Origin of the sequence: Fischerella sp. PCC 9605, assembly GCF_000517105.1 — a bacterium.
Lineage (GTDB): Bacteria > Cyanobacteriota > Cyanobacteriia > Cyanobacteriales > Nostocaceae > PCC9605.
In genome coordinates, this window is record NZ_KI912150.1 from 342,045 (window position 1) to 355,173 (window position 13,129).

The following is a 13,129-nucleotide window of genomic DNA, read 5'->3' on the forward strand; positions in this document are numbered from 1 at the left end:
TAGAATGCGCCTTTCGGCAATTGCACCCCTGAGCCGGGGTCTTTTGGGTTGTTAAAGCAGATCGTTGGCATACCATCTTCTTTGCTCCAGATGTGGATGTCCCACGCTTGTGGATGCCAAGTAGATATCACCCAACGCTTGAGTTGACCGGGTACGCGAACGGCACTGGTCGAAGGATGAGAAACTCGCTTCGCGCTCCGGTCGAACCCATTGTTCGGCAGCAGTTTCAGGAAGCAGCCTGCCTGCCGATGGTAAAGGGATCGCCTCGGAGCCAGCGCCACGAACCGTCTGGCTGGCGGCGGGCGACCTCGATCGCATACACGGACATTTGCTGCGGTGAGGATACCTTCCATTCAGTGTGCATCAGCGCGATGTCGCCAGACTCGATGACCTGCTGATTTTGAAATCAAAGATAGCCTTCACAGCCGCAAAAGGAGCCAACTCCTGTCTCAGTCCTTCCTCGCCCTTCTGTACTTCGCCTGACTGATTCAGAAAGACCGCTTCCGGGTCGTAGACGCTAAGTACTGAGTCAATATCGCCTTCGGCCATATACTTTTGGAAAAGGCGGCAGATTTCTTCAGGACTGTTTGCTGACATTTTTATACCTCCTCTGCTACTTGGGAACGGCGGGCGTCATCCACCCTTGAAGTCGGCAGTTGGCGCGTCGCTTCCATGCGGCAACTACTCACGCTCAGTGCCTAGATGCTACTCCATGCCGCCCAACAACCGGATCTAAAATGAGCGATCGCCTCTCGCAAATGTCAGATTCGAGGAATCCAGAAGGAACCCAGTCATGTCTGTCGTTAGCGATCCGGTGGTTGTTGGAATTCGCGAGCAGTGTCCTTACCTGGATGCTGGTTCTTTCTCTGCTAGATGACGCTGCTTGAGAGATGCAACGAGATCGCTCACCTGCCGTTTACCCTGTGCGGGCAGCGAGTCAAAGTCGTCTAAGAAGAGTTGCCGTTCTAGCGTCAACCTCCGGGCATTGAGTACTGCTTCGATGCGCCAATCTCCATCGCGTTTGGTCACGACGAATAGCTGCATCGAGTCTCGCGACTCTGAAGGCTCCAATTGACTAGGCAGCGTCACTCTAGCGACTGCGTGCATTACAGCCAGTTGAGGGTCTAGCAAATGTACGAACTTCACCTCGCCCTTAAGGCGTGTTCCTTTCAAGGAGGTGTCGAACAGTTGCTGATGGAACGAGGCAATCTCCTGGCGCCCCTGAAGATGCGTTCCCTCGAACGCGACGAAATCAGCATTCTCAGTGAAAGGGGCGGCGAAGGCTTCACCGCTGCCCTGATTCCAAGCATCAATCAGCTGCTGAGGGAAAGCACGGATGGTGGCTTCGTCAGCAGCACAGGTGGTTTGATTTTGAGTTGTTTGTGAATTCATAAGAGTCTCCTTGTCTTGGATGGCTACTCATCTATACGATTGTTGTTTAACCTTTAAAGCTGCATTTGCGTTGGGGAATGGTGAACACTCGTGGAGTGCGATGAGTACAAAGCGCAACTTAAGGGCAGCGAAGCCGTCCCAAAGGAGCTAGAAACGGTATGAATCACCAAGATTTAGTTCGAGTATACTGATCTGAATATTAATTGATCTGTTAACTGGCAAAGTCTGTCTTAGGAAGGATAGACAAAGTAAGTTGAAAGGCTCTAAAAAACTCCCCAACTGGATAAATCGATTTTAGAGCTGATTCGTAAACAAAAGCTTAAGCCCTCAATCACTTGACCATAAGACGAATCAATGAGCCATAAATCATAGCTTCGCTCACCTGGGTGTACAAATCACAATCTTTGCTCAAGCGCCAAATCAGTCTGTATAAAAGAACTAAAATAGCTTATGATTTTTTTATAAACTAATAGAGCATTACTCATAATAGTGTTAATAATTTATGAGCAACGCTTGAGATAAAATCTGAGATTAATCGCTTCAGCTAACAAAAGAAAGCTATATTTTTACTTGAAAAAATCTTTATATAACTTAACAAAAATAGATTGAAAAATACAAAAAATTCATGTAAAACCTGATCGTAAGAGTTAGGGAAAGTTTCTCTTTGATTAAGCCATCTCCCTGAGGAAGATGGTTATTCCTAATTTTGGTGTGAGGCAAATTAAAACAGAACAAAATCCTGAATAAGGAGATTCCAGCAATCAGAGAGAAGGTATTCGGCAAAAATCCATGAAAACAGCAAAATTCTCAATTTTTAGTAGTTGAGAGATTTTGCAATCTGTACATTCGTTTTACAAACAAAATAGCCATGACCACAATTTTAAGAAGAAGCGAAAGCGGTAGCCTGTGGGAACGGTTTTGTGAATGGATTACCAGCACCAATAACAGACTTTATATCGGCTGGTTCGGTGTTTTAATGATTCCAACGCTGTTGACTGCAACCATCTGTTTCATTATTGCCTTTATTGCAGCACCACCAGTTGATATCGATGGTATTCGCGAACCAGTATCTGGTTCTTTGTTATACGGTAACAACATCATTACTGGTGCAATTGTACCCACATCCAATGCAATTGGCTTGCACTTTTACCCGATTTGGGAAGCTGCTTCCCTCGATGAATGGCTTTACAACGGTGGGCCTTATGAGCTAATTGTTTTCCATTTCCTCATCGGCATTTTCTGCTGGATGGGACGGCAATGGGAACTGAGCTACCGCTTGGGTATGCGTCCTTGGATCTGCGTTGCTTACTCTGCTCCTGTAGCTGCTGCTACCTCCGTATTTTTAATTTATCCAATTGGGCAAGGCAGTTTCTCTGACGGAATGCCTTTGGGCATTAGCGGTACGTTCAACTTCATGTTAGTGTTCCAAGCGGAGCATAACATTCTCATGCACCCCTTCCATCAACTCGGTGTAGCCGGTGTGTTTGGTGGTGCGCTGTTCTGTGCGATGCATGGTTCTTTGGTGACTTCCTCCCTGGTGCGGGAAACCACTGAGAACGAATCCCAAAACTACGGATACAAATTTGGCCAAGAACACGAAACCTACAATATCGTGGCTGCTCACGGTTACTTTGGCCGGTTAATCTGGCAATATGCCAGCTTTAACAATTCTCGTTCCTTACACTTCTTCTTGGCAGCTTGGCCTGTAGTTTGTATCTGGCTAACGGCGTTGGGCATCAGCACAATGGCGTTCAACTTGAACGGGTTCAACTTTAACCAATCAATTCTTGATTCCCACGGTCGTGTAGTCAATACCTGGGCAGATGTGCTGAACCGCGCCAACCTGGGTATAGAAGTGATGCACGAACGTAATGCTCACAACTTCCCGTTAGATTTGGCTGCTGGTGAAACTGTACCTGTGGCGATGAACGCTCCTGTAATGAATGGATAATCCCCTCCTCCTCCCTAAATGATGAAAAGCGCCCTCTACTTTGAGAGCGCTTTTTTTAGTGAAAGCCTCAGAACCTTAATTTCTTAAAGAAATCGAGGTTCTAGTTTTTTTAGTTTTTCACGAATGATTTAGGACTGCTATATAACCTTCTGTTGATGGACAAAGTTATTCCATTAAGACTTAAACACTTGAAAATGGGCAATAGATAAATTTCTTATAAAGATTTATCTTGCGAATGAAAATGAAATTATATGGTGCATCAGAGTACAATTGCTAAATTGTGACCAGTTTATAGTACTGAATCTTCAGATTTTAGATTTTTAGCGCTAAATTCAATCTAAAATCACCCATCCAAAACAACAATGACAGACCTAACCCCTAACTCTAGTTTTAGTTTGACACTCCGCCTTGAGATTCCCAACCGTATTGGGATGTTAGCTAGCGTTACTAAGGCGATCGCCACTAGTGGTGGTAATTTTGGTCAGATTGATTTAATCGAGCAAACCAGAGCTGTTTCCATTCGCGATATTACCGTTGATGCCGCAAGTACCGAACACGCGGAAACAATTGTACAAGCAGTAAAGGCTTTACCAGACATTAAAGTTCTGGATGTTTATGACCGCACTTTTAATCTGCATCGTGGCGGTAAAATCAGCATCATCAGCAGAATTAGCCTCAAAAGCGTGTCTGACTTAGCAATGGCATACACGCCTGGAGTTGGACGTGTTTGTAATGCGATCGCTCAAAACCCAGAAGAAGTTTACAACTTAACTATTAAACAAAATACGGTTGCAATTGTGACTGATGGCAGTGCAGTTTTGGGATTGGGAAATCTAGGCCCAGAGGCTGCCCTACCAGTCATGGAAGGTAAAGCCATGCTTTTTAAAGAATTTGCTGGTATCGATGCTTTCCCTATCTGTCTTGCAACCCAAGATACAGATGAAATTGTCCGTACTGTAAAAAATATTGCCCCTGTATTTGGAGGCGTGAATTTAGAAGATATTGCTGCCCCTCGCTGCTTTGAGATCGAACAAAAACTGCGACGGGAGTTAGATATTCCTGTTTTTCATGACGATCAGCATGGCACAGCGATTGTTACCTTAGCAGCGCTGTTTAACTCACTGAAATTGGTACATAAGTCAATGGAGGAAATCCGCATCGTTATTAATGGTGCTGGGGCGGCTGGAATTGCGATCGCTCGTTTACTGCACAAAGCTGGGGCAGAAAAAATTTGGATGTGTGACTCTAAAGGAATTCTCTCTACTAGTCGCACCGATTTAACAGAAGAAAAACGCGAATTTGCTGTCAAAGCCCAGGGTACTCTTGCAGGTGCAATGCAAGGGGCTGATGTATTTATCGGTGTGAGCGTACCAGGAGTATTAACACCGGAAATGGTGCGTTCAATGGCGAAAGATCCAATTGTGTTTGCAATGGCAAATCCAATTCCTGAAATTCAGCCAGAATTAGTTAACAAAGAAGTTGCCGTCATGGCCACCGGTAGAAGTGACTACCCAAATCAAATTAATAACGTTCTAGCTTTTCCTGGAGTGTTTCGCGGTGCGTTAGATTGTCGCGCAGAGACGATTACCACCTCAATGTATTTAGAAGCAGCAAGTGCGATCGCTTCTTTAGTCAAACCATCAGATTTAGACAGGGAACACATCATTCCTTCTGTATTTGATGAGCGAGTCGCCACTACTGTTGCTGCTGCTGTGCAACGGGCAGCACGCCAAGATGGAATTGCTCGTAGTTAACTAAGCAATAGAGTAGCGATGCAGTATTTATAAATTTTTGGTGCGGTAAGACAAGGGAGAGGGGAAACGCTTCGCTGAATTAAAAGTTAAAAATTAAAAATGAAGATTGAATTTTTAATTTTTCATTCCGAAGGTGTCCTCCTTCTCTTCCAATTTGAAGATTACTGACTTGGTGTTCTAGGCAATCATAAGCACCACGTTACCGACTGTGCGATCGCTTCTTACTAAGATGCTAAAACTGGCAAAAACTAGAATATGTAATACTTTGAGCTAACAAAACCATGCTAAAAGTGTATAAAATTTTTATAAATTTAGAAAAATTAGCCATGTATTTACTGTCAAAAAAGTAAATTTTATACTAGGTTGCAGTCAAAGATAGTACTTCCCTCACCCCCTGCCCCTCTCCCAAATTGGGAGAGGGGAGGGTGGTTTCATACAAACACCAGAAAAATTAATTAGTCCCTTCCCACCCAGAGATATTTATGTTAACGAGGCGTTGCTGATTTGAAGTATGAATCCAAGTGTAGAGACGCGAAATTTCGCGTCTCTACAAGGGTTTCAGAATCACACCAAATCATTTTCATACATGGATTCAGCAACACCGTTAACGAACCACAAAGGACACATAGACGCGCAAGCGGTGAGACCAGCCCCCCAGAAGGCGGTCTCCGTCACGTAGACGCGCAGCGGTGAGGGGGTCGCAGTCTTGGACGCCACGTGCTTTATGCCGGGAGACCCGTCCACCGCAGTGGCTCCGCTTCCCGTCACGATTGCGAACCCCCGTACGCCGTAAGGCGTTCCCGCAGGGTACCCGGGCTTCCCGTCAGGGTAGGGGGACTGGCGTAGACGCGCTTTACTCGGCTTCTCGTAGAGTACCCGGAGGGCTTCGGTGCAGGGTAGAACACAAAGAGTTTAAGAAGTTGGTAGGGATTCAAATTTTTATTGGGTCGTATGAAACCACCCTGCTTTTCCCCCTTCCCTTGTCTCATTTCAAGCGTTGTTATAAAAAACCTACACTTTCAGCTATCCCCCATCTCCCTCAGAGGTCTAATTTTCTCTTTTCCCTTCCGTTGATTGCTTCTGTTTTGGTACTACCAGCACTTTATCAACGCGGTTGCCATCCATATCCATCACTTCAAAGCGCATACCCTGCCATTCAAAATGATCTGCTGCTGCGGGAATGCGACCGAGATGAGTAATGACAAAACCACCCAATGTTTGATAGTTACCTTGATGGTCTCGTAGATATTCTTCGAGGTCGAAAAGCTCAAAAAATTCTTCTACAGATAACATGCCATCCAATAACCAAGAACCATCCTCTCGTTGCACGGCTTGGGGATTTTCCAATTCATCGGCAGTAGGAACATCACCGACAATTTCAATCATGACGTCATTGAGAGTCACTAATCCTTGAATTACACCGTATTCATCCACTACCAGCGCCATGTGAGTGACGGTTTGCTTGAACAACTCCAAAACTTTCAAGCCACGGGTGCTTTCGGGCACAAACACGGGCTGCTTCAATCCCACTGTCAAATCCAACTCTTCGCCACACAAACTTCGGGCTAATAAATCAGTGACAGGGATAACACCGAGAACATTATCTAGCCCCCCCTGACAAACCGGATACCGAGAATAGCCACTCTCAATCACCTTCTGGCGATTTTCTGCTAGGGAGTCCTCCAAGTCTAACCAAACAATATCCGGACGCGGTGTCATAAAAGAACTTACAGGGCGATCGCCTAAACGAAACACTCGCTCCACCATATCTTGTTCTGCTTCCTCAAAGGTTCCCTCTTCTGTGCCTTGCTCGATTAAAACTCGAATTTCTTCCTCTGTTACTTGTGGCTCAGTGGATGGTCTAATGCCCAAAATTCGCAATACTGCATCAGTAGAAATACTTAGTAAATAAACTATAGGGGAACCAATTGTTGCCAACATTCGCATAGGGATAGCAACAATAGAAGCAATAGGTTCTGGGTGATTTAATGCCACTCGCTTAGGAACCAATTCACCAATAATCAAGGTAAAATAAGTAAGAATTAATACTGAAATCACGGTGGCGATCGCATCAGCATAAGGCGTTAACCAGGGGAGTAGACCCAAAATAGGCTCTAGTCTCCTAACTATGGTCGATTCAGCAAAAGCACCGGACAAAATACCAAGGAGAGTTATCCCTATCTGAACAGTAGCTAAAAATTTGTTCGGAGAAGAAGCCAATTCTAAGGCAACACGAGCCTTTTGATCTCCCCGTTCGGCAAGCTGTTGCAGACGTACCTTTCGTGCAGAGACAATAGCCAACTCTGACATGACAAACACGCTGTTGGCAAGGATTAGTAGGAAAATAATTAAAATTTCGACAGTTGGTGACATTCTTAAAAATTGCCGATGTTAGCGGCAAACTGCATTTAAGTTGAATCTGCTAGTATCTAGTATCTAAGATGTTTATAGACAACATTCTGAAATATATAGAAAACCAACCATTAGTAATTATTCATAAGTGATTTGTCAGTAGAGAAAACTGTTTACGTATACGAACTGTAAGTTTCAGTCGTAATTGTACTAAGGACTAGGGTCTTTCGAGCAAGATCAATAGGATTGTTGACATTTTTAAAATAGTTGAAGTAGGCGCTATGATTGTGGATCGCTGGTCAGAACGACTCCCACCTGTTTAAGAACTTATGGCATTTTCTTCCATTGTGCGCGCCCTAGGGCGATCGCCACTTACCAGTGAACTTCTCTCCAAGCTAAATCGGCAACAAGATTTACGTTTGAATGGTATTCCCAGGCTACCAAAAGGCTTGGTCACTTCAGCTTTGGCTCAAACTGAGGGACAGAATTTGTTTGTGGTCTGTGCCACTCTGGAAGAAGCCGGACGCTGGACAGCGCAGTTGGAAGCGATGGGGTGGCAAACCGTGCATTTTTACCCAACCTCTGAGGCGTCCCCTTACGAACCTTTTGATCCCGAAACTGAAATGACTTGGGGGCAAATGCAAGTCTTGGCGGACTTAGTCAAGAGTCAAGAGTCAATAGTCAATAGTCCAAAAATTACTAATTTGGCTATTGTCGCTACTCACGCATCGCTACAACCTCACCTGCCACCACCAGAAGCTTTTCAGCCATTCTGTCTTACCCTCAAACGGGGTATGGAATTTGATTTGGATAGCTTTAGTGAAAAAATAGCTAGTCTGGGGTATGAACGAGTTCCACTGGTAGAAACAGAAGGACAGTGGAGTCGGCGCGGTGATATAGTTGACGTGTTTCCGGTGTCTTCGGAGTTGCCAGTCCGTTTGGAATGGTTCGGTGACGAAATTGAGCAAATTCGAGAATTTGATCCAGCAACTCAACGTTCTGCTTTAGATAAAATTGAGCAGCTAATTCTCACTCCCACTAGCTTTGCTCCCGTGGTGATGGCAGCGTTGAGTGGGGAGAGTTTAGAAACCGTCAAAACTTACCTTTGCGCCACCGAACAAGAACAGATTGATGCAGGTACATCTTTAGAGGGTAGCCGCCGCTTTTTGGGTTTAGGTTTCACGCAACCAGCTTCCTTATTAGATTATTTACCAGAAAATACTCTGGTTGCTATTGACGAGCCAGAACAGTGTCACGCTCACAGCGATCGCTGGGTGGAAAATGCCGAGGAACAGTGGCTAACTCTGGGGAGTAGGGGAGCAGATGAGCAGGAAGACCGCAACATAGAAGAAGCTTTGATTGCATTACCCAAAGTTCATCGTTGGTTTGATGATTGTCTGAGTGCTGCACAGGCATTTAAAAAACTATATTTATCAGAACTAGCTGAGGAAAATCAAGGTATCAATCTTGCCAGTCGATCTGTACCAGCAACACCGCACTCCTTTGCTAAAACCGCAGAAACACTACGACAGGAGCGCGATCGCAATTTCTCGATTTGGTTAATTTCGGCACAACCGAGCCGTTCTGTGTCTCTGTTGCAAGAACACGACTGTCCAGCCCAGTTTATCCCCAACCCCCGCGACTATCAAGCGATTGATAAGCTACAAATTAATCACGTACCAGTCGCCCTAAAATATTCCGGTCTGGCTGAATTAGAAGGTTTCATTTTACCTACTTTCCGGATCGTTATTGTCACTGACCGCGAATTTTACGGGCAGCATAGCCTAGCAACTTTTGGCTATGTCCGCAAGCGTCGCAAAGCTGGTTCTAAACAAGTAGATCCCAACAAACTGCGTCCCGGCGATTATGTGGTGCACAGAAACCACGGGGTCGGTAAATTCCTCAGACTCGAAAGTCTCACACTTAACAACGAAACTCGCGATTATTTGGTGGTGCAATACGCCGATGGTTTATTGCGGGTAGCAGCCGATCAAGTCAACGCTTTGTCGCGGTTTCGTACGACGACCGAGAAGCCACCAGAACTAAATAAAATGACTGGTAAGGCTTGGGAAAATACCAAGAACAAAGTCCGCAAAGCAATTAAGAAACTGGCGGTGGACTTGCTTAAGTTATACGCAGCGCGATCGCAACAAAAGGGTTTTGCCTTTCCGGCAGATATGCCTTGGCAGCAAGAACTGGAGGACTCGTTCCCTTACCAACCCACAACCGATCAGCTCAAAGCTGTGCAAGATGTCAAACGGGACATGGAAAGCGATCGCCCGATGGATCGCTTAGTGTGTGGCGATGTCGGTTTTGGTAAAACTGAAGTAGCTATTCGCGCGATATTTAAAGCTGTCACCGCCGGTAAACAGGTGGCACTCCTTGCACCTACTACAATTTTAACGCAACAACACTACCACACCCTTAAAGAACGCTTTGCGCCCTACCCCGTTAATGTTGGGTTACTCAACCGCTTCCGCAGTCCCCAAGAACGCCGTGAAATTCAAAAACGATTGGCAACGGGTGAGTTGGATGTAGTTGTGGGTACGCACCAACTTTTGGGCAAAGAGGTTAATTTCAAAGAATTGGGACTGTTGGTGGTGGATGAAGAACAGCGGTTTGGGGTGAACCAGAAAGAGAAAATTAAAACCCTGAAAACTCAAATTGATGTGCTTACCCTCTCGGCTACACCCATTCCCCGCACCTTGTATATGTCTTTGTCGGGTATCCGGGAAATGAGTTTGATTACTACACCGCCACCATCCCGGCGTCCGATTAAAACTCACCTCGCACCGACGAACCCGGAAACAGTTCGCAGCGCTATTCGCCAAGAACTCGACAGAGGCGGACAGGTGTTTTATGTAGTGCCGCGTGTGGAGGGTATTGAAGAAACAGCCAGCGAATTGCGGGAGATGATCGGGGGTGCGAGAATTGCGATCGCTCACGGACAAATGGAAGAAGGTGAGTTAGAAGCAACCATGCTTTCTTTCAGTAATGCCGAAGCAGATATCTTAGTTTGTACCACGATTATTGAATCTGGTTTAGATATCCCGCGCGTCAACACAATTTTGATTGAAGATGCCCACCGCTTCGGCTTAGCGCAGTTATACCAGCTGCGGGGACGTGTGGGACGTGCGGGAATTCAAGCTCACGCTTGGCTATTTTACCCCAAACAACGATCGTTATCCGATGCCGCCCGGCAACGCTTGCGAGCAATACAGGAATTTACCCAATTGGGTTCCGGGTATCAATTAGCAATGCGCGATATGGAAATTCGCGGAGTTGGTAACTTGCTGGGTGCAGAACAATCCGGTCAAATGGATGCAATCGGCTTCGATTTATACATGGAAATGCTAGAAGAGTCGATTCGGGAAATCCGAGGACAAGAAATACCCAAAGTTGACGATACTCAAATTGATCTCAATCTCACAGCATTTATTCCCGCAGATTACATCCCCGATATTGAACAAAAGATGAGTGCTTACCGTGCGGTTGCTGCTGCCAAATCTAAAGAAGAATTACAACAAATTGCCGCTGAGTGGAACGATCGTTACGGTGCAATTCCCAAACCTGCAAATCAACTATTGCGGGTAATGGAATTGAAACAACTGGCGAAAAAGCTAGGCTTTAGCCGCATTAAACCAGAAGCCAAACAGCACGTTGTTTTAGAAACGCCAATGGAAGAACCCGCTTGGAACTTGTTAGCGGGAAATCTACCAGAAAATCTCAAATCTCGCTTTGTTTACTCACCAGGGAAAGTGACAGTGCGCGGTTTGGCAGTACTCAAAGCAGATCAGCAGTTGCAAAACCTGATTGATGCATTTGAAAAAATGCAAGGCGCGGTTGTAGAAGCGGCGGTTGTTTAAGATAATTGTAGAGATGTAATGTTCCTTGCGTCTCTACAATCCTATATTCCCAATCTCAAATTCTTAAAGTCAATATCAGAGATAAAGAAAGGAGAACCTAAAGCCCCCAAGACATTACCTGTTAAACAAAGCCAAGTAATTGAAGAAATCACTCAAGAAAACACTGAAAGCTTTTTGAAAAAATTTGCATGGGCAGCTAAAAGTGATTTGTGTGAAGAGGGAGGCGTGCTAAACACTCAGTGGAAAAAATGGGCTGATCTCAATAAGTTATGCCGTAACACACGCTACTTAATATAGTGAGCTAAAAATATTTTTCCCCTCCCCGCAAGCGAGGAGGGGCTAGGGGTGAGGTTCAACCCTACAACTGCTTCACCTCAGAAACCAATTTCGCCACCATATCTTTCGCACTACCAAAAAGCATCGTGGTTTTATCTTTGTAGAACAACTCATTATCTACACCAGCAAAACCTGTACTCATACCGCGCTTAATCACAATCGTCTGCTTCGCCCTATCTACCTCCAAAATCGGCATCCCGTAAATTGGACTGTTGGCATCACTCCGCGCGGCTGGGTTCACCACATCATTTGCCCCAATTACCAGCGCTACATCCGTCTGCTCAAACTGGGGGTTGATATCTTCCATATCATACAGTTGCTCATAGGGCACATTCGCCTCTGCTAGCAACACATTCATATGTCCCGGCATTCTTCCAGCGACAGGGTGAATAGCATATTTCACTTCAACGCCCATCCGTTCGAGCTGATCTGCCAACTCGCGTACGCTGTGCTGTGCTTGCGCTACCGCCATCCCGTACCCAGGAACAATCACCACAGAACGGGCATAACCCAACATCATTGCGCCTTCTTCTGGGTCGATGCTGCGGACGGTTGTATCAGTTATACCACTGCTTCCACCCGCAACTGCACTTCCACCACTGCCAAAAGCACCGAATAGAACGCTGATCAAAGAGCGATTCATCGCTTTACACATGATCTCGGTCAGAATAATACCCGATGCTCCCACCAATGCACCAGCAATGATTAGCATATTGTTCATCACCACAAAACCAGCGGCGGCTGCGGCTAAACCAGAGAATGAGTTCAACAGTGAAATGACCACTGGCATATCGCCACCACCAATAGGGATGACGAACATTACACCCAAGACTAAAGAAACTGCAACTATCCCTAAAAATGCGGTCAGGTTATGGGGTTCCATGAGTAAAAAGGCACTGCCGACCACATAGGAACCCAACAGCAAGGCGTTGATTGGTTGCTGTAAGGGAAATGTAATCGGGGAACCGCTCATAATGCCTTGCAGTTTGGCAAAGGCAATCATACTACCCGTGAAGGTGACACCACCGATTAACACATCCAACAACATGGAAATGTTGGCATCTAAGGGTACAGTCTCAGCATGTTGCAGCAACCGCCAAAATTCAGCGACGGCAACAAGTGCAGAAGCAGCACCACCCAGTCCGTTGAGTAAACCCACCATTTGGGGCATATCCGTCATTTGAACTTTATAGGCGGCGATCGCACCTAGTACCGATCCAATTGCCAACCCCAACAAAATCATTTCGTAGTTCAACACATGCTGATCCAGCAGTGTTGCTGCGATCGCCAACAGCATGCCCACAGCGGCTACAACATTACCTTGCCGTGCTGTAGCAGGGGAACCCAGCTGTTTCAAACCCAGAATAAATAAAGATGCAGCGACTAAATACGTCAGCTGAATTCCAGTTGGAAGAAAGTCAGTCATAATTTAGCGGTAATTGGTAATAGTTGATTGTTAGTAGTTAGTAGTTAGTAGT

At 45.7% G+C, this 13,129-nt stretch carries 7 protein-coding genes; 3 read left to right on the top strand and 4 right to left on the bottom strand.

Translation table 11 applies throughout. The annotated features are described in order from the left end of the window. Window positions 1-363 precede the first annotated feature (363 nt). Together FIS9605_RS38125 and FIS9605_RS0124880 are read right to left on the bottom strand one after the other, a co-directional pair. A complete protein-coding gene (locus tag FIS9605_RS38125; protein WP_035140157.1) occupies window positions 364-597 on the bottom strand; it encodes a YybH family protein in 234 nt (77 codons plus the stop codon). Between the two features lie 246 nt (window positions 598-843). Further along, window positions 844-1,392 carry an SgcJ/EcaC family oxidoreductase gene (locus FIS9605_RS0124880; protein WP_026735003.1) on the bottom strand — a complete coding sequence of 183 codons (549 nt, stop codon included), beginning with the start codon at window positions 1,390-1,392 and terminating at the stop codon, window positions 844-846. Window positions 1,393-2,260: 868 nt separating this feature from the next. On the opposite strand from FIS9605_RS0124880, the gene psbA reads away from it, so the two are divergent. Together psbA and FIS9605_RS0124890 are read left to right on the top strand one after the other, a co-directional pair. Further along, window positions 2,261-3,343 (top strand): photosystem II q(b) protein, encoded by a 1,083-nt coding sequence (gene psbA, locus FIS9605_RS0124885; protein ID WP_026735004.1) that lies wholly within the window; start codon window positions 2,261-2,263, stop codon window positions 3,341-3,343. 362 nt (window positions 3,344-3,705) lie between these two features. Next, the gene (locus tag FIS9605_RS0124890) at window positions 3,706-5,097 is read left to right on the top strand and encodes a malic enzyme-like NAD(P)-binding protein (protein WP_026735005.1); all 1,392 of its coding nucleotides are present in this window, start codon (window positions 3,706-3,708) and stop codon (window positions 5,095-5,097) included. A 1,047-nt stretch (window positions 5,098-6,144) separates the two neighbouring features. Here the strand turns inward: FIS9605_RS0124890 and FIS9605_RS0124895 are convergent. Next, window positions 6,145-7,470, bottom strand: a complete 1,326-nt coding sequence (locus tag FIS9605_RS0124895) for a hemolysin family protein (protein ID WP_026735006.1) — start codon at window positions 7,468-7,470, stop codon at window positions 6,145-6,147. 308 nt (window positions 7,471-7,778) lie between these two features. Here FIS9605_RS0124895 and mfd point away from each other — a divergent pair, with 308 nt between their 5' ends. Continuing rightward, window positions 7,779-11,315, top strand: coding sequence for a transcription-repair coupling factor (gene mfd, locus FIS9605_RS0124900; RefSeq protein ID WP_026735007.1), 3,537 nt, complete (start codon window positions 7,779-7,781; stop codon window positions 11,313-11,315). 358 nt (window positions 11,316-11,673) lie between these two features. Here mfd and FIS9605_RS0124910 read toward each other — a convergent pair whose 3' ends face one another. After that, complete coding sequence (locus FIS9605_RS0124910) at window positions 11,674-13,077, bottom strand: NAD(P)(+) transhydrogenase (Re/Si-specific) subunit beta (RefSeq protein ID WP_026735008.1); 1,404 nt, start codon at window positions 13,075-13,077, stop codon at window positions 11,674-11,676. Between the last annotated feature and the right edge of the window lie 52 nt (window positions 13,078-13,129).

Bases quoted from the DNA above. Each gene is read 5' to 3' on its own strand.
- FIS9605_RS38125 (WP_035140157.1), bottom strand. From the start codon at position 597: ATGTCAGCAAACAGTCCTGAAGAAATCTGCCGCCTTTTCCAAAAGTAT.
- FIS9605_RS0124880 (WP_026735003.1), bottom strand. From the start codon at position 1,392: ATGAATTCACAAACAACTCAAAATCAAACCACCTGTGCTGCTGACGAA.
- psbA (WP_026735004.1), top strand. From the start codon at position 2,261: ATGACCACAATTTTAAGAAGAAGCGAAAGCGGTAGCCTGTGGGAACGG.
- FIS9605_RS0124890 (WP_026735005.1), top strand. From the start codon at position 3,706: ATGACAGACCTAACCCCTAACTCTAGTTTTAGTTTGACACTCCGCCTT.
- FIS9605_RS0124895 (WP_026735006.1), bottom strand. From the start codon at position 7,470: ATGTCACCAACTGTCGAAATTTTAATTATTTTCCTACTAATCCTTGCC.
- mfd (WP_026735007.1), top strand. From the start codon at position 7,779: ATGGCATTTTCTTCCATTGTGCGCGCCCTAGGGCGATCGCCACTTACC.
- FIS9605_RS0124910 (WP_026735008.1), bottom strand. From the start codon at position 13,077: ATGACTGACTTTCTTCCAACTGGAATTCAGCTGACGTATTTAGTCGCT.